The organism is Paracidovorax avenae ATCC 19860, assembly GCF_000176855.2.
Lineage (GTDB): Bacteria > Pseudomonadota > Gammaproteobacteria > Burkholderiales > Burkholderiaceae_C > Paracidovorax > Paracidovorax avenae.
This window is the reverse complement of sequence record NC_015138.1, coordinates 1,569,889-1,585,353: the sequence shown is the minus strand read 5'-3', so window position 1 is coordinate 1,585,353 and position 15,465 is coordinate 1,569,889. Positions and strand designations below refer to the sequence as shown.

Sequence of the window (15,465 nt, the reverse complement as noted above, 5' to 3'; positions counted from 1 at the left end):
GCGGGCCGTGAGGGATGGAAGGGAGTGGAATGCGAAGAAAGCGGTTCAGCGGGCGAGCGAGGAGCCGCCGCAGATGGCGATGTCCTGCCCGGTGATGGCGGCGGCCGCGGGCGAGAGCAGATAGTCCGTGAGCGCGGCGATTTCCGCGGGTTCGATGAGGCGGCCGATGGGCGGCAGGCGCGGCGCGCTGCCGGCGCGGGCCGGGTCGGCGAGCATGCCGGTGGCGGTGGCGGCGGGCGAGACGACGTTCACGGTGACGCCCTGCCCCGCCACTTCTGCCGCCCAGCTGCGCGCGAGGGCGATGAGCGCGGCCTTGGTGGCGGCGTACTGGCCGCGCCCGGGCATGCCCTGGGCCACGCGGCTGCCGATGAAGACGACGCGGCCCCGCCCGCGCGCGGCCATGGCGGGCACGAGGGCATCGGCGAGGCGCGTGGCAGCATCGACGTGCAGGCGCCACATGAGTTCGCCGCCGGCATGGTCCAGCTGGCCGAGCGGGCCGACGCGCAGTACGCCTGCGGCGTGCACCAAGGCATCGGGAACGCCGGACACCGGGGGTGCGGGCGTGGGGTTCGGCGCGTGGGCACTGGCGTGGCGGGCCGGGCCGTTCAGCGCCGGGGTTTGGTGTGCCGGCACCTCCAGCAGCGCCGCTGCGGCGCGCGCGATGGCCTCGCCGTCGGCCAGGTCCACCGGCAGGTGCGCGAAGGCCGGGTGCGCGACGGCGGGCGGTGCGACGTCGAGCCCCGTCACGCGCCAGCCGGTGGCGAGCAGCGATTCGGCGATCGCGCGGCCGATGCCGCTGCTGCTGCCGGTGACGACGGCATGCGGCGCGGGGCCCCCGGCGTTCGCCACCGGCGCAGGCACGGCCCCGGACGGCACGGTGGCGTCACTCGGCACGGATATGGCCCTCGGTCACGATCTTCTGGGAGCGCTCCATGTCAGCGCGCTGGAACTTCGCGAAATCTTCCGCGCTGCCGGGCGTGACGAGCAGGCCCTGCTCCTTGAGCTTGGGGCCGATCTCGGCCAGGGCCTTGTTCACTTCGGCGTTGAGGCGCTGCACGAGCGCGGGCGGGGTCTTGGCCGGGGCCCAGAGGCCGTACCAGCTGTAGAACTCGTAGCCGGGAATGGTTTCTGCCACGGTGGGCACGTCGGGCAGGCTGGGCACGCGCTGGGCCGAGGTGACGGCCACCACGCGCAGCATGCCGCTCTTGTGGTACTGGAGCGAGCCGAGGATGGGGTCGATGAAGCCGTCGATCTGCCCGCCGATCAGGTCCTGGAAGGCCGGCGCCGTGCCCTTGTACGGCACGATCAGGTAGTCGATCTTGCCGGCGCGCTTGAGCAGTTCGGTGGAGAGGTGGCCGGCGGAGCCGATGGAGCCGACGGCGAAGGTCATTTTGCCGGGGCGGGCCTGGGCGTAGGCGATCAGGCTCTTGATGTCGGTGATGGGCAGGTCCTTGTTGATCGCGACCGAGAGCGGCGCCTTCGCGACCAGGGCCACGGGGATGAAATCCTGCGTGACGTTGTAGGGCACGGACTTGAGCGTCATCGGCGCCGTGGTGTGCGTGGAGGCGCTGAACAGCAGGGTGTAGCCGTCGGCCGCCGCCTTGGCGACGGTGTCGCCGCCGATCACGCCGCTGCCGCCGGGCTTGTTGTCCACGACGAAGGACTGGCCCATCTGCTCGCCGAGCTTCTGCGCGAGCATGCGGCCGACGGCGTCGAGCGTGCCGCCCGGCGGGAAGGGAATGACCATCCGCACGGGCTTGGCGGGATAGGTCTGCGTCTGCGCCACGGCGCCGGCCGCCGCCGCGAGGGCCGCGGCGGCCAGGGCGGCGCGCAGGAAATGGTTGCGTTGCATGGTGTCTTGTCTCCGTCGTTGTTTCTTGTGAGGCCACCTGGGCGCAGGGGACTCAAAATCCCCCGCCTTTTTTTCTGGTGCTGGAAGTGCGGCCGCTCAGCGCTGGAGCAGGCCGGCCTGCTTGACGGCAGCGCGCAGGGCGTCCATTTCCTTCGCGCTCGGCGCTTCGGTGGGCGGGCGCACGGTGGCATCGTCGATCACGCCGGCCAGGTACATGCCGCCCTTCATGCGGGCATGGGCCTCGCCCGTAGGTTCGCCGCCGCCATAGACGGCGTCTTTCAGCGGGGTGATGACGGCCTGCACTTCCATGGCCTTCCTGAGGTCGCCCGCCTTGACGGCGTTCCACAGGTCGATGATGAGCTGCGGGATGAAGGTGGCGAAGCCGACCAGGGCGCCATCGACGCCCTGCACCATGGAGGCGAGCAGGTATTCGTCGTGGCAGGTGAGGATGGCTTTGGAGGCATCGGCCTCGCGGATGGCCTGGATGTCGCGGGCGTATTTGTTCATGTCGCGCTGGCCCACCTTGAAGGCCTGCAGGTAAGGCAGCTTCGCGAGGTCGGCAAGCAGTTGCGACGAGTAGGAGGCGCGCGTCCAGGCGGGATAAACGTGGCAGACGAGGTCGGCTTCCGGCGCCGCTTCGTGGATCGCCTCGAAGTACTGCAGCGCATGGCCGGAGGTGAAGCCGAAGCGCAGCCAGTGGTGCGGGGGCATCACGTCCAGCGCGACGGCGCCGGCCGCCACGGCGGCGCGGGCATGGTCGGCGGCGTCCTTCAGGCCCTCGCAGACGATGGAGGAGATGACCGGCACAGGACGAGGAAGGCCCTTCAGTTCGTCAGCGACGATGCGGGTGACTTCGGCGCGCTCGGCGGGCGTGAGCGAGAACACCTCGCCCGTGTGGCCGTTGGTCATGATGGCGACCACGCCGTCGTGGCCGGCCAGCCAGGAGGCGAGCTTGCGCAGGGCGGGCTCGTCGATGCGGTGGTCCGGCGTGAAAGGGCACGAAATGGCGGGGATGATGCCGCGATAATTCGCGATGGAAGGCATGTGGGCTGTCTCCGTGGTTCCGGGATGGTCCCGTGTTGGATCGTTGGATGGAAGGAAGGGGAACGCAGCGGATGATTCCCGCCCCGCCCGCGGCCGTCCAATACCCGAATCGCATACAACTATCCGCGCGTGCCGCCACGCGCCAGGAGACCCATGGGCCCCGGCAACCGACCGCTGGATCTGGAGTGGCTGGAGGATTTCCTCGCCCTCGCCGAGAGCGGCAACTTCTCGCGCGCGGCCGAGGCCCGCGCCATCGCGCAGCCCGCGTTCAGCCGCCACATCCGCGCGCTGGAGGACTGGGTGGGCGCCGAGCTGTTCGACCGCAGCGCGCACCCGGCCACCCTCACGGCGGCGGGGCAGCGCTTCCACCCGCTGCTGGAAGACGTGCTCGCGCGGCTGGAGGCGGCGCGGATCAAGGCCTGCGCGGCGCAGGCCCAGGCGGCGGCGAGCCTGCGCTTCGCGGCGACGCACGTGCTGTCGCTCACGTTCTTTCCGCGCTGGCTCGGGGGACTGGAGTCGCAGTTGCGGCTGGGGCCGATCCAGACGATTTCCGACAGCTACCAGGCCTGCGAGGACCTGGCCCTGCAGCGGCGCGTGCAGTTCGTGCTGTGCCACGGCCATGCCGCCGTGCCGGGTCGGCTGGACGAGGCGGGCTACCCGGCGGCGCGCCTGGCGGACGACGTGCTGCAGCCCGTGTCGGCGCCGCAGGGGGACGGCACGCCGCTGCATGCGATACCGGGCCCGGAAGCGCAGGGCGGCGCGCGGCCGCCGCTGCCGGTGCTGGCGTACAGCGATGCCTCGGGCCTGGGGCGGATCATGCGTGCGCTGCGCAAGGGGGTGTTCGACGCGGGGGGCGTGGCCGGCATGCCGGGCGAGGTGGAGGTGGTGTTCACCGCCCACCACGCGGCGCTGCTCAAGGCGATGGCGCTCGAAGGCCGCGGCATGGCCTGGCTGCCGCGCAGCCTGATCGCGGAGGAACTGCAATCAGGCGCGCTGGTGGCCGCCGGGCCGGCCGGCTGGGACGTGCCGGTGGAGATCCGGCTGTACCGGCAGCGCACGGAGATGTCGGACGCGGCGGAGACGCTCTGGCGCCTCGCCGCCGGTGGGCAGGCCGGGCAAGCCGGGCAGACCGCAGGCACCGCCCCGCCCTGACGCGCGCCGCCGGGCGGCGGCGGGTGGTCAGTCCTTGTGGAAGCGCGCGCCCTGGCCGATGGTGCAGCGGTAGGCCACGGACGGCGTGCGCAGGTCGTAGCCCGGCAGGTTGAACATCCAGGTGGTGAAGTCCACGGACTGGTCCGGGCGCACCTGGTAGCGCATGAACTGGACGATGGGCTGGCCGTCGCCCGCCACGGTGAAATGCGAATCGCTGAAGGAGACGGTGCCGTCCTGCACGATGCGGTAGGCATCGATGCGGCGGCCGCCGCGCGTCTGCGAGGGAGCGGCAGCGCCCTGGGGCACGCATTGCGAGAGGTCGATGGCGACGGAGACGCTATCGCCCTGGTCCAGCGCCTGCTGGATGGCGGCATGGGTGGGCAGGACATCGCCGGCATGGGCGGCGGCCATCCAGAGGGCGGGCGCGAGCAGCAGGCAGTAGGTGCGGTAGGGCAGCAGTCGGACCATGGGTGCGAACCTTTCGATGCAAGGGTTGGAGGCAAAAGCGCGCCCATGGTAGGCAACTGTCGCATCCGTGACACCCCCGCACTGGACGGTGGCCAGGATGCGCTCGTGCGGGCCCGGCGGCGGTGGCGACGAGCCCTTTGCAAGGGGAGACCCTTGCCCCACAAGGCCTGCGCGCCGGTCGGCGCCGGCCGGGCGGCCTCGCCGGAGGGTCCGGCATTGAGGAACTTCATCCACTGCATTAGCTTTCAGCGGGATGCCAGCCGGGCGCTTCGATAATCCGGTGATGGAAAAAAGACACCGCGCCACCGGCATCGGGCTGGTCGCCATCGTTCTGTGGGCCTCGATCGTGGGCCTGATCCGCGGCGTGAGCGAGGGCCTGGGCGCGGTGGGCGGCGCGGCGATGATCTACAGCACCGCCGCCGCGCTGCTGTGGGCGACGGTGGGTTTCACGCCGCTGCGCGCGTTCCCGCGGCGCTACCTGGCCTGGGGCAGCGTGCTGTTCGTGGGCTACGAGCTGTGCCTGTCGCTGTCCATCGGCCATGCGCGCAGCCGCCAGCAGGCGATCGAGGTGGGCATGGTGAACTACCTGTGGCCGACCTTCACCATGCTGGCCGCGATCGCCTTCAACGGCCAGCGCGCCAGCTGGCTGGTGGTGCCGGGGCTGGCCGTGTCGCTGGCGGGCATCTGCACGGTGCTGGGCGGCGGCAACGGCGTGAGCCTGCCCGGCATGGCCGCCAACATCCAGGACAACCCGCTGAGCTACGGCCTGGCCTTCACCGGGGCCGTGGTCTGGGCCGCGTACTGCACGGTGACGGCGCGCCTGGCCCGCGGCACGAACGGGATCACGCTGTTCTTCCTGCTCACTGCGCTGGTGCTGTGGGCCCAGTACCTGGCCGGTGGCGCGCCCGCGATGCACTGGAGCGTGCCCACGGCGGTGCAGCTGGCGTTCGCGGCGGCGGCGATGGGCTTCGGCTACGCAGCGTGGAACGTCGGCATCCTGCACGGCCATGTCACGGTGCTGGCCGGGGCGTCGTATTTCACGCCGGTGCTGTCGGCGGCGCTGGCCGCGCTGCTGCTGCGCGTGCCGCTGTCGGCGGCCTTCTGGGCGGGGGCGTGCATGGTGTGCGGCGGCGCGGTGCTGTGCTGGCTCGCCACCCGCGGCCGGCCGCGGGCGCCCGGCCCCGAGGCTTGCTGACGGCCGGCGCGTGGGTCGGAGGGCGGATCGATCAATCCATGGTCAGGTGCGCGTTCTTCACCACCTGCGCCATGCGCGCTGCCTCGCTGCGGAAGAAGGCCGCGGCCTGCCCGGGCGGGGTGAGCTTGATCTCGTAGCCCTGAGCGACGAGCGCGTCGCGCGCCGCGGGCATGTCCATCGCGGCCTGGAAGCCGCCGTAGAGGCGGGCGATCTCCGCCTTCGGCAGGCCGGCCGGCCCCACGGGCGCGATCCAGCCGTCGAGCTCGAAACCCGGCAGGCCCTGCTCCGCGATGGTGGGCACGCCCGGCAGCGTGGGCACGCGCGCCGCGGTGGTCACGCCCAGCGCCCGCAGCGCGCCCGACTGGATGTGGGGCGCGGCGGGAGCGGCCGCCACCACGGCGAGCTGCACCTGGCCGCCGATCACGTCGTTCATCAGCGGCCCCATGCCCTTGTACGGGATGTGCTTGATGTCCAGCCCGGCCCGGTCCACGAACATGGCCGCGCCCAGGTGCAGGATGGTGCCGTTGCCGGAGGAGCCGTAGTTCAGCACGCCGGGCCGCGCCTTCGCGTAGGCGATCAGTTCGCGCACGTTGGCGGCCGGCACGGCCGGATGGGCGACGAGCACGAAGGGGGTCGCGCCCAGGATGGTGATGGGCGTGATGTCGGCCAGCGAGTCGAACGGGATGTTCCGGTACACGCTGGGGTTCACCACGTGGTTGTTGGAGACCACGCCGATGACCGATCCGTCTTTCGGCGCGCGCACGATCTGCGCGGTGCCGGTGATGCCGCCCGCGCCGGGCAGGTTCTCGATCACCACCGGCTGGCCGAGCGCCTTCGCGAGGCTGGCGCTGATGGCGCGGATGGCGCCGTCGGCCCCGGAGCCGGCCGAGAGCGGCAGGATGACGCGCAGCGGCCGGTCCGGGTGGCCTTGCGCGCGCGCGGGCCGCAGGCCGGTCCAGGCGGCGGCCAGGGCAGCGGCGCCCCAGGCAGCCGCCGTGCGGCGGGTCACGGCGCCGGCGGGGCCGGCAGGTACCGCGGGCGCGGCGTCTGGGTGGCAGCGGCCGGGGGCCGCCTTCGGAGGATGAGGGTTCGGCATGCGCATGTCTCCATCGTTGTGGCGGGGCCGCGCGGACTGGTGCCGCGCTCGTCAAGGCCCCTGGGGGAACTCGGTCGGCCGTTCAGGCCACGGCGAGGGCCTCGTGCAGCGCATCGATGGCGCCGGGTGCGTAGCCCAGGCCTTCGAGCAGTTCGCGCGTGTGCTCGCCCAGGCGCGGCGGGTCGGTGCGCACGGGCAGGCGTTCGCCGTCCATGCGCAGCGGCATGAGCGTGACGCGCGCGCGCTCGCCGGCGCACTCGCCGTCAGGCAGCGTGATCTCGGCCAGGCCGCCGGTGGCGTTCAGGTGGGGATCGTCGAAGAGCTGCTCCGGCCGCAGGATGGGGGCGAACGGCAGGCCGTGGCGCTCGAAGATGGCGGCGAGCGCGTCGGCCGTGTGCTCCGCGAGGCGCCGCCGCAGCTCCGGCAGCAGCGTGCCCCGGGCCCGCACGCGGTCGTTGTTGGTGGCCAGGGCCGGGTCGGCCTTCAGGTCGGCGTAACCCATGGCATCGCAGAAGGTCTGCCACTGCGCATCGCTCACCGCCGCCAGGAAGATCTGGCCGCCGTCCTTGACGCTGAACACGTCGTACACGGCCCAGGAGGAGATGCGGTCCGGCATGGGCGCGGCGGGCTGGCCGGTGACGGCGTACTGCATCATGTGCTGGCCCACGAGGAAGACGTTGTTCTCGAACAGCGCGGAGTCCACTTCCTGGCCGCGGCCGGTGCGCGCGCGCTGCATCAGCGCCGCCATGGCCCCGATGGCGCCGAACATGCCGCCCATGATGTCGTTCACGCTGCTGCCGGCGCGCAATGGGTCGCCGGGGCGGCCCGTCATGTAGGCCAGGCCCCCCATCATCTGCACCACCTCGTCGAGCGCCGTGCGGTGCTCGTAGGGCCCCGGCAGGAAGCCGGTGTGGTTCACGTACACCAGCCCTTCGTTCAGGCGCGAGAGCGCGGCGTAGTCCAGGCCGTACCTGGCCATCACGCCGGGCTTGAAGTTCTGCGCCACCACGTCCGCGGAGGACGCGAGGCGGATCGCCACCTCCAGGCCCCGGGGGCTGCGCAGGTCGATGGCGATGCTCTTCTTGTTGCGGTTGAACATGGGGAAGAAGCCCGCGCCCGCGCCCAGCAGGTGGCGCGTGCGGTCGCCGTCCACGGGCTCGACCTTGATGACCTCGGCGCCGAGGTCGGCCAGCACCATGCCGCAGGTCGGCCCCATGACCATGTGGGTGAACTCCACCACGCGCAGGCCCGCCAGTGGCAGGGGGGATTGCGGGGACGGGGCCGGGGAAGCAGTCAGGGAAGTCATGGACAGCGGAAATGAAGGATCGGACGGAAGAAAGGACCAGTGGCAGGCAACGGTGCTCCGTGCGAAGGCGCGGCCAGGCACGCAGCAGGTGCGTGCCGGCCCGCTTCAGGCGGGCACCGGCTCGGGCCGCGCCACGAGGCCGCCCCGCGGCAGGCCGGCGCGCCAGAGTGTCCCATGCAGGGTCTCGCCCGCCAGCCACTCCGGCACGCGCCCGCGCAGGGCCAGCAGGGCCGGCAGGTCCAGGCCGGTGGCGATGCCCATGCGCTCCAGCATGAAGGCGAGGTCTTCCGTGGCCACGTTGCCGCTGGCGCCGGGCGCGTGCGGGCAGCCGCCGATGCCGGCCAGGCTCGCGTCGAACCGCGTGACGCCCGCCTGCCAGGCCGCGCAGGCATTGGCCAGGCCCATGCCGCGGGTGTCGTGGAAATGCGCGCAGGCGAGGCGGTCGCCCACCCGGTCGCGGGCCTTGCCGAAGAGCCTGGCGACCGAAGCCGGATCCGCATAGCCCACGGTGTCGGCCAGGCTCACGCGGTCGGCCCCGGCGTCCAGCAGCGCCTGCAGGAGGCGCAGCACCTCGGCTTCGTCCACGTCGCCCTGCAGCGTGCAGCCGAAGGCCGTGCCCACGCCGCCCTCGATGAGGGTGCGGCTGCCGGAGGCATCGCGCGCCGCGCGGATGCGCGCCACCTCGGCCACGACCTCGTCGGGGGTCTTGCGCAGGTTGGCCAGGCTGTGGGCATGGCTGGCGGAGAGCGGCACGACCATCAGGTGGGCGCCGCACTCCAGTGCGCGCTCGGCGCCCTTCAGGTTGGGCACCAGCACGGACGCCACGAGCCCCGGCAGCGTCCGGGCGAACGCCAGCACCTCGGCCGTGTCCGCCAGTTGCGGCAGCAGGCGCGCCGGCACGAAGGAGCCCACCTCGATTTCCCGCTGCCCGGCAGCGTGGGCCGCGGCGACCCAGGCGATCTTGCGCTCCGTGGGGAGGATGGCGGCGATGCTCTGCAGGCCGTCGCGCAGGCCGACCTCGCGCACCTGCGCGCGCGGCGCGGGGCCGCGTGCCGTGGCGGATGCGTCGGTGGATGGGGTCATGGATGTCTCCTCGTTCCCGGCCGTCGGCGGCCGTGTGCCCCATTCTAGAAATTCCCGCACACTCCATGATCTCAATTTGGGAAGCCCAGAATTTCCTGAAAGGAATATCTCGACCATGCGCTCCCTCGATCTCCAGACCCTGCGGCTGTTCGTGGCCGTCTGCGAACAACGCAATATCGCGCGCGCGGCGGAACGCGAGTCCATCGTGGGCTCAGCGGTCAGCAAGCGCCTGGCGCAGCTGGAGGACACCCTGGGCACCCGGCTGCTGGTGCGCAGGCGCCATGGCGTGGCCCCGACGCCCGCCGGGGAGACGCTGCTGGAGCACGCGCGCGAGATGCTGGCCACCGCAGGCCGCATCGAGCGTGACATGGCCGGCTTTGCCACGGGCGTGCGCGGCCACGTGCGCATGCTGGTCACGGCCTCGGTCATGGCCGAATCGCTGGCCGACGACGTGGCCGCCTTCCTGCAGGAGCCCGCGCACCGCGACATCCAGGTGAGCATGGAAGAGCGCGTGAGTCCGGAAGTGGTGCGCGGCGTGCGCGAGGGCAGCGCGTCGCTGGGCATCTGCTGGGACGCGGCCGACCTGCAGGGGCTGCACACGCGGGCCTACCGCAGCGACCACCTCGCCATCGCGGCCCACCCGTCCCATCCCGTGGCGGCCCTGGAGACCGTGCGCTTCGCCGACGTGCTGGGCTACGAGTTCGTCAGCATGCCCGCCCTGAGCGCGGTGCAGGTGCTGCTCGCGCGCGCAGCCGCGCTGGAGGGGCGCAGCCTGCTGCACCGGGTGTTCGTGTCGAACTTCGACGCCGCGCTGCGCGTGGTGCGCGCCAACCTGGCCATCAGCGTCGTGCCGCGGGAGGTGGCGGAGCCGTTCGCCGCCGCCAGCGGCGTGCGCGTGGTGCCGCTGGCCGATCCCTGGGCCCGCCGGCGCTTCGCCCTGTGCGCCCGGGCGGGCGACGGCCTGCCCGCCGCCGCCGCGCTGCTGGCCGATTACCTGGCCCGCCGCGGGGGCGACGGGGAGGCAGCGCGAGTGCAACAGGCGGGTAACACCTGAGTTATTTGGGTGAGGTGCCTGCCAGACATGAATTTTGAGCTATTAAACTTGTAGCAAACGGATTTCCAGGCTATATTTTCGCGGTGCCCGGGTGCCCATCCGTCCCGCCAGCCGCGCCTGCCCATGCGCAAGGAGAACCCGCCATGAGTTCCAAGGAAAACGCCGCCATCAACCAGCTTTTCGAGAAGCTCGAATGCCGTTATGCGCTGCGCGTGCTCTGGGCCCTGCGCGACGGCCATCCGCAAACGTTCCGGTTGCTGCAGGACAGCGTGGGCGGCATCACGCCCAACACCCTCAACACGCGCATCAAGGAATTGCGCGAGGCCGGCCTGCTGGACCACGGCAGCGACGGCTACACGGTCACGCCCTCGGGCGTGGACCTGCTCAAGCGCCTGAGCGACGTGCAGGCCTTCGCCACCCGCTGGGTCGCCGCCCGCGCCGCCAGGGCCGCCGCTGCGGCGCCCTCTGCCCCCCGGAACTGACCGGCGAGCAGCGGCCCCTCCCCTTTACCCATCACCAGGAGTTTTTCCCCCATGGCATTCACCACCACCCCGTCCGGCCTGCAGTACGAAGACACCACCGTCGGCGAAGGCACCGAGGCCACTAGCGGCCAGCCGGTGCGCGTGCACTACACCGGCTGGCTCTACAACGACGGCCAGCAGGGCGCGAAGTTCGACTCCAGCCGCGACCGCAATGCCCCGTTCGAGTTCCACCTCGGCGCCGGCATGGTGATCAAGGGCTGGGACGAAGGCGTGCAGGGCATGAAGATCGGCGGCCAGCGCACGCTCATCATCCCCGCGGCCCTGGGCTACGGCGCGCGCGGCGCGGGCGGCGTGATCCCCCCGAACGCCACGCTGAAGTTCGACGTGGAGCTGCTCGGCGTCGGTCGCTGAGCCCTTTTCCGGGTCTTTTCCCGGGCCGGCCGCTGCGCCGGCCTGCGGCCGCCGTGCCGCAGATTCCGCAGCACGGCAACCTTTCTCCGGCCCACGGGTACCCACAACGCGCAGAACATCCTGCCGCAACCCGTGGAGTCTTGTCCCGTGAAAATTTCCCGCCACCTGCTGGCCCTCGCGCCCGCAGCCGCCCTCTTCCTGGCCGCCTGCGGAGGCGGCGGCAGCCCGACGCCGTCCGTCGCCACCGCGTTCACCGCGCGCACCGTGGTGTCCGACGGCAGCGTTCCGTCCACGCAGACGGACCCCAACCTCAAGAACGGCTGGGGCATCGCCTTCAACCCGCAGGGCTTCGTGTGGGTGACGGCCACCGCCACCCAGAAATCCACGCTCTACGACGGCAACGGCGTGCCGCAGTCGCTGGTGGTCACGGTGCCGCCCGCGGGCACGGCGCCGGCCAACCCGACTGGCATCGTGTTCAGCGGCGGCAGCGACTTCCAGGTCACCAAGGGCGGCGTGACCGGCCCGAGCCGCTTCATCTTCTCCAGCGAAGACGGCAGCATCTCCGGCTGGAGCCCCGCCGCCGACCTGAACAATGCCATCGTCACCTACAGCGACGGCGCGGGCGGCGCGGTGTACAAGGGCCTGGCGATCGCCGCCAACGGCAATGCCAACTTCCTCTACGCCACCGACTTCCGCAACCGCAAGGTGGATGTGTTCGACGGCAGCTTCCGCAAGGTCCGGCTCGCCAGCGACTTCTCCGACCCGCAGTTGCCCGCCGACTACGCCCCCTACGGCATCCAGGCGATCGGCTCGCGCATCGTGGTGACCTATGCACGCCAGGACGCCAGCGGCCGCAACGCCGTGCACGGCAGCGCCACGGGCGCGGTAAACCTGTTCAATACCGACGGCACGCTGGCCCAGCGCCTGCTGCAGCCCGGCGCCCCGCTGAACGCGCCCTGGGGCGTGGCCCTGGCGCCCGCGAACTTCGGCGGTGCCTCCGGCCAGCTGCTGATCGCCAATGAAGGCGACGGCACCATCGGCGCCTTCGACATGGCCACCGGCGTGACCAAGGGCGTGCTGGCCCAGGCCGACGGCACCGTGTTGCGCGTGGACGGACTGCGCGGCATCGCGTTCGGCAACGGGCTGAACCAGCAACCGCTCAACACCCTGTTCTACATCGCCGGGCCGAACCAGGGCGCCAACGGCGCCTACGGCCGGGTGGACCCGCAGAACTGATTTCAGCCGAACAGCGCGTCCTGCAGGCGGCGGTACTTCTCATCGCCGACCAGCTCGCGGATCTTCGGGGCCAGCGCGGCAAGCTCCTCGACGTTGCGTGCGCCCTCCACCGCCAGGTTCAGGCGGAAGCCGCGCAGGCCGGCACCGGAGGTGAGTTCGGTGGCGACGCGGTAGGCCCCCTGGTAGCGGTCCGCCATCGCGGTGGCTGCCGGTGCGGGCGCCGCGTCCGGCTCCGCGGCGGACGGGCCCTGCCCCGTGCCGGCCGGCACGGCCTGCGGGCGCGCCAGGGGCCGCCCGTCCGGGCTCTCCAGCAGCCCCTGGTCGATCATGGCCTGCACGTCGTCCATGGTGATGCCCACGGCCGCCGTGGCGGCCAGTACCTGCCCCACGGTGCGCCGGCCGTCGAAAAGGATGAACGCGGATCGCTGGCGCGGCGTGAGGCCGCCATGGCGATCCTTGAGAGCCAACTGGCCGGCGGGGGTTTTGACGAGAAGCACGTTGGATCCGGCACGCGGCCGCGAGTGGCGATGTGCGGTGCAGAGTCGCATGCGCCCCCGGGTTTGTGAATCCGGGTTTCTGTCCATATGGGCGCGCGCCGTCAGCCGGGCGGCCGTTCCGGCGCGCGCGCAGGCCGCGTCGCGAGGCTCGCCAGCCAGGCCGCCACCAGGCCCGCAGGCACGCCGAACACGCCCGCGGAAACCGGGTCGATGCCGAACCACAGGCCGTCCGGCAGCAGCCAGGCCGGCACCACGGCCTGCACGGCATCGGTGGGCGCGGCAAGGTAGTAGAGCGCCGTGCCCAGGCCGCAGAGCATGCCCGCCACGGCGCCCTGGCGCGTGGCGCCCCGCCAGAAGATGCCCAGCACCATGGTGGGCACGAAGGCCGAGGCGGCGATGGAGAACGACGCCGACACCATGGGCAGGATCTCCGAGCGCTTGAGCGCGGCGACGAAGGCGGCGCACAGCGCCACCGCCAGCAGCGCGAACTTGGTGAGGATCACGCGGTGCTCGGGCGACACCGGCCGGCCGCGGCGGCCGCCATGCAGGTAGAGGTCGCGCACCAGGGCGTTGCTGATGGTGAGCAGCAGCCCGTCGGCGGTGGAGAGGGCCGCTGCCAGCCCGCCCGCGGCCACCAGCCCGGAGATCACGTAGGGCAGTCCCCCCAGCTCCGGCGTGGCCAGCATGATGAGGTCGGCGCCGAGCCGGATCTCGCCGAACTGCACGATGCCGTCGCCGTTGACGTCCTGCACGGACAGCAGGGACGGATCGACCCGCGACCACTGCCCGATCCAGCCCGGGAGCGCATCGAAGCGGCTGCCCACGAGGTTCTGCATGACCTCGAACTTGACCAGCACCGCGAGGGCCGGTGCGCTCAGGTAGAGCAGCGCAATGAAAAACAGCGACCACGCGACCGAGGCGCGCGCGGCCGAGGGCGTGGGCACGGTGTAGTAGCGCGTGAGCAGGTGCGGCAGGCCGGCGGTGCCAACCATGAGGCAGAACATCAGTGCCAGGAAGTTGCGGCGCGATACCTCGTAGGCTTCCCGCTGCGCGGGCGTGCCATCGGGGTCGCCCGCGTAGGCCAGGCCGTGCGGCGGCAGGCCGCCGAGCGGGCGGGCGCGCTCCCGGGCCTCGCGCATCTCGCGCGTCCAGAGTTCGCGCGCGGCCTCGGCGTCGCGCGGCAGCAGGGCCAGTTCGCGGCTGGCGGCCACCACGAGGGCGACGTCGGCATGCGTGTCGCGCAGCCGGTGCACGCGCTCGCGCGCCGCTTCGCGCTCCCGCTCCAGGGCCGCGGGCACGTCGCGCAGCCGCTCCTGGAGCTCATGGGCGCGGCGCTCGTGCGCGGCGACCACCTCGCGCTCGGCCGGAGACTGCAGCAGCTGCGACTCCAGTGCGGCGATCTTGCCGATCTGCCCGCCATAGACAGCGGCCGCGAGCGGGTTGCCCAGTTGCTTGTACGCCAGCCACGACACGGGGATCAGGAAGGCCAGCAGGATGACCACGTACTGCGCCACCTGTGTCCAGGTGATGGCGCGCATGCCGCCCAGGAAGGAGCACAGCAGCACGCCGCCCAGGCCCAGCATGATGCCGATCTCGAACTGCACGCCCGTGAGCCGCGAGGCGATCAGGCCCACGCCGTAGATCTGCGCCACCACGTAGGTGAAGGAGCACAGCACGGCCGCCAGCGCCGCGATCACGCGCGGCCAGCGCCCGCCGAAGCGCACCTGGAAGAATTCGGGAATCGTGTAGAGGTTCATCGCGCGCAAATGCGGCGCGATGAGCAGCGCGACGAGGCAGAAGCCCCCCGTCCAGCCCAGCAGGTAGGCCAGGCCGCCGGCCTGCCCCGGCCCGCCCGAGAAGCCCTGCAGGTAGAGCGCGCCCGAGAGGCTGATGAACGAGGCCGCGCTCATCCAGTCGGCCGCAGCCGCCATGCCGTTGTAGAACGGCGGGATGCGCCGGCCCGCGACGTAGTACTCCTCCGGGTCGGTAGTGCGGCCATAAACGCCGATGGCCGCATAAACCATCACCGAGAGGAACAGGAAGATCGGCCCGATCCATTGCCGCGACAGGCCCCGGCGCTCGGCCCAGGCCATGAGGGCCAGGAAGGCCAGCACGCCCACGGTGTAGAGCGCCAGCAGGCGGTGCAGGCGCCCGTTCCCCGTGGCCCCGGGGCCGCCGGAACGCCCGTCAGACATGGGAGTTCGGCGAGCCGCCCGCGGCCGGCTCGTCGCCCCCCGCGATCGCCGCAGCCGCCTCCCGCGCGTCCGCGCGCTCGAAGCGGTCCATCGCCACGCAATAGACCACCACGATGGCGATGAAGGCCAGCACCGCGCCCTGCGACGCGATCCAGTAGCCCAGCGGCCAGTCGCCCACCCGCCAGGTCAGGTCCCGCACGAAGTAGCAGGCGCCGAAGGACACCGCCGCCCAGGCCAGCAGCAGCGCGGCCTTCAGCCAGAGGTGGCGCGCGTCGTGCAGGTCGGGGGCGAACGGTGCAGCCGCCCCGCCGGCCTCGCCGTACGGGTCGGGGGCCGCGCGCTCGCGGCCGTCCGCGGCCCGCGGCGCAGGGGGTGGCGGCGGCGCGGGCATGGT

At 72.1% G+C, this 15,465-nt stretch carries 16 protein-coding genes; 6 read left to right on the top strand and 10 right to left on the bottom strand.

From position 1 onward, the window contains the following. Positions 1-45 precede the first annotated feature (45 nt). The 3 genes from ACAV_RS07015 to ACAV_RS07005 all read right to left on the bottom strand — a co-directional run bounded on the left by ACAV_RS07015 (position 46) and on the right by ACAV_RS07005 (position 2,896). Complete coding sequence (locus ACAV_RS07015; protein ID WP_041829029.1) at positions 46-849, bottom strand: SDR family NAD(P)-dependent oxidoreductase; 804 nt, start codon at positions 847-849, stop codon at positions 46-48. 34 nt (positions 850-883) lie between these two features. Further along, complete coding sequence (locus ACAV_RS07010; RefSeq protein ID WP_013593880.1) at positions 884-1,852, bottom strand: Bug family tripartite tricarboxylate transporter substrate binding protein; 969 nt, start codon at positions 1,850-1,852, stop codon at positions 884-886. A 96-nt stretch (positions 1,853-1,948) separates the two neighbouring features. Next, on the bottom strand, positions 1,949-2,896 hold the full coding sequence (locus ACAV_RS07005) for a dihydrodipicolinate synthase family protein (RefSeq protein ID WP_013593879.1): 948 nt from the start codon (positions 2,894-2,896) through the stop codon (positions 1,949-1,951). Between the two features lie 153 nt (positions 2,897-3,049). On the opposite strand from ACAV_RS07005, the gene ACAV_RS07000 reads away from it, so the two are divergent. Beyond that, positions 3,050-4,048: a LysR family transcriptional regulator gene (locus tag ACAV_RS07000; RefSeq protein WP_013593878.1), complete on the top strand. Its 999-nt coding sequence runs from the start codon at positions 3,050-3,052 to the stop codon at positions 4,046-4,048. A gap of 27 nt (positions 4,049-4,075) precedes the next feature. On the opposite strand, the gene ACAV_RS06995 is transcribed toward ACAV_RS07000, so the two are convergent. After that, complete coding sequence (locus ACAV_RS06995; RefSeq protein WP_013593877.1) at positions 4,076-4,516, bottom strand: VirK family protein; 441 nt, start codon at positions 4,514-4,516, stop codon at positions 4,076-4,078. 283 nt (positions 4,517-4,799) lie between these two features. Here ACAV_RS06995 and yddG point away from each other — a divergent pair, with 283 nt between their 5' ends. After that, on the top strand, positions 4,800-5,711 hold the full coding sequence (gene yddG / locus ACAV_RS06990; protein ID WP_152969487.1) for an aromatic amino acid DMT transporter YddG: 912 nt from the start codon (positions 4,800-4,802) through the stop codon (positions 5,709-5,711). 31 nt (positions 5,712-5,742) lie between these two features. Here yddG and ACAV_RS06985 read toward each other — a convergent pair whose 3' ends face one another. The 3 genes from ACAV_RS06985 to ACAV_RS06975 form a co-directional block, all read right to left on the bottom strand. Then, positions 5,743-6,807: a tripartite tricarboxylate transporter substrate binding protein gene (locus tag ACAV_RS06985; protein ID WP_013593875.1), complete on the bottom strand. Its 1,065-nt coding sequence runs from the start codon at positions 6,805-6,807 to the stop codon at positions 5,743-5,745. An 82-nt stretch (positions 6,808-6,889) separates the two neighbouring features. After that, on the bottom strand, positions 6,890-8,113 hold the full coding sequence (locus tag ACAV_RS06980) for a CaiB/BaiF CoA transferase family protein (protein WP_013593874.1): 1,224 nt from the start codon (positions 8,111-8,113) through the stop codon (positions 6,890-6,892). A gap of 105 nt (positions 8,114-8,218) precedes the next feature. Then, positions 8,219-9,196 carry a hydroxymethylglutaryl-CoA lyase gene (locus ACAV_RS06975; RefSeq protein WP_013593873.1) on the bottom strand — a complete coding sequence of 326 codons (978 nt, stop codon included), beginning with the start codon at positions 9,194-9,196 and terminating at the stop codon, positions 8,219-8,221. Between the two features lie 115 nt (positions 9,197-9,311). On the opposite strand from ACAV_RS06975, the gene ACAV_RS06970 reads away from it, so the two are divergent. From ACAV_RS06970 to ACAV_RS06955, 4 genes are all read left to right on the top strand, one after another. Beyond that, positions 9,312-10,250, top strand: coding sequence for a LysR family transcriptional regulator (locus ACAV_RS06970; RefSeq protein ID WP_013593872.1), 939 nt, complete (start codon positions 9,312-9,314; stop codon positions 10,248-10,250). 143 nt (positions 10,251-10,393) lie between these two features. Then, on the top strand, positions 10,394-10,732 hold the full coding sequence (locus tag ACAV_RS06965) for a winged helix-turn-helix transcriptional regulator (protein WP_013593871.1): 339 nt from the start codon (positions 10,394-10,396) through the stop codon (positions 10,730-10,732). A 51-nt stretch (positions 10,733-10,783) separates the two neighbouring features. Next, positions 10,784-11,143, top strand: coding sequence for an FKBP-type peptidyl-prolyl cis-trans isomerase (locus ACAV_RS06960; protein WP_013593870.1), 360 nt, complete (start codon positions 10,784-10,786; stop codon positions 11,141-11,143). 147 nt (positions 11,144-11,290) lie between these two features. Beyond that, positions 11,291-12,379 (top strand): TIGR03118 family protein, encoded by a 1,089-nt coding sequence (locus ACAV_RS06955; protein WP_013593869.1) that lies wholly within the window; start codon positions 11,291-11,293, stop codon positions 12,377-12,379. Between the two features lie 2 nt (positions 12,380-12,381). On the opposite strand, the gene ACAV_RS06950 is transcribed toward ACAV_RS06955, so the two are convergent. From ACAV_RS06950 to ACAV_RS06940, 3 genes are read right to left on the bottom strand one after another with little or no spacing between them, the layout of a single operon-like run. Further along, positions 12,382-12,927: a hypothetical protein gene (locus ACAV_RS06950; protein ID WP_013593868.1), complete on the bottom strand. Its 546-nt coding sequence runs from the start codon at positions 12,925-12,927 to the stop codon at positions 12,382-12,384. Positions 12,928-12,977: 50 nt separating this feature from the next. Further along, complete coding sequence (locus ACAV_RS06945; protein WP_013593867.1) at positions 12,978-15,071, bottom strand: VC_2705 family sodium/solute symporter; 2,094 nt, start codon at positions 15,069-15,071, stop codon at positions 12,978-12,980. Beyond that, positions 15,064-15,462 carry a DUF4212 domain-containing protein gene (locus ACAV_RS06940; protein WP_013593866.1) on the bottom strand — a complete coding sequence of 133 codons (399 nt, stop codon included), beginning with the start codon at positions 15,460-15,462 and terminating at the stop codon, positions 15,064-15,066. Before ACAV_RS06940 ends, ACAV_RS06945 begins: the two co-directional genes overlap by 8 nt. Positions 15,463-15,465: the final 3 nt, after the last annotated feature.

What these genes read in the sequence shown, in the direction of transcription:
- yddG (WP_152969487.1), top strand. Translation starts at nt 4,800, where the DNA reads ATGGAAAAAAGACACCGCGCCACCGGCATCGGGCTGGTCGCCATCGTT.
- ACAV_RS06965 (WP_013593871.1), top strand. Translation starts at nt 10,394, where the DNA reads ATGAGTTCCAAGGAAAACGCCGCCATCAACCAGCTTTTCGAGAAGCTC.
- ACAV_RS06940 (WP_013593866.1), bottom strand. Translation starts at nt 15,462, where the DNA reads ATGCCCGCGCCGCCGCCACCCCCTGCGCCGCGGGCCGCGGACGGCCGC.
- ACAV_RS06985 (WP_013593875.1), bottom strand. Translation starts at nt 6,807, where the DNA reads ATGCCGAACCCTCATCCTCCGAAGGCGGCCCCCGGCCGCTGCCACCCA.
- ACAV_RS06995 (WP_013593877.1), bottom strand. Translation starts at nt 4,516, where the DNA reads ATGGTCCGACTGCTGCCCTACCGCACCTACTGCCTGCTGCTCGCGCCC.
- ACAV_RS06980 (WP_013593874.1), bottom strand. Translation starts at nt 8,113, where the DNA reads ATGACTTCCCTGACTGCTTCCCCGGCCCCGTCCCCGCAATCCCCCCTG.
- ACAV_RS07005 (WP_013593879.1), bottom strand. Translation starts at nt 2,896, where the DNA reads ATGCCTTCCATCGCGAATTATCGCGGCATCATCCCCGCCATTTCGTGC.
- ACAV_RS07000 (WP_013593878.1), top strand. Translation starts at nt 3,050, where the DNA reads ATGGGCCCCGGCAACCGACCGCTGGATCTGGAGTGGCTGGAGGATTTC.
- ACAV_RS07010 (WP_013593880.1), bottom strand. Translation starts at nt 1,852, where the DNA reads ATGCAACGCAACCATTTCCTGCGCGCCGCCCTGGCCGCCGCGGCCCTC.
- ACAV_RS06945 (WP_013593867.1), bottom strand. Translation starts at nt 15,071, where the DNA reads ATGTCTGACGGGCGTTCCGGCGGCCCCGGGGCCACGGGGAACGGGCGC.
- ACAV_RS06975 (WP_013593873.1), bottom strand. Translation starts at nt 9,196, where the DNA reads ATGACCCCATCCACCGACGCATCCGCCACGGCACGCGGCCCCGCGCCG.
- ACAV_RS06950 (WP_013593868.1), bottom strand. Translation starts at nt 12,927, where the DNA reads ATGCGACTCTGCACCGCACATCGCCACTCGCGGCCGCGTGCCGGATCC.
- ACAV_RS06970 (WP_013593872.1), top strand. Translation starts at nt 9,312, where the DNA reads ATGCGCTCCCTCGATCTCCAGACCCTGCGGCTGTTCGTGGCCGTCTGC.
- ACAV_RS06960 (WP_013593870.1), top strand. Translation starts at nt 10,784, where the DNA reads ATGGCATTCACCACCACCCCGTCCGGCCTGCAGTACGAAGACACCACC.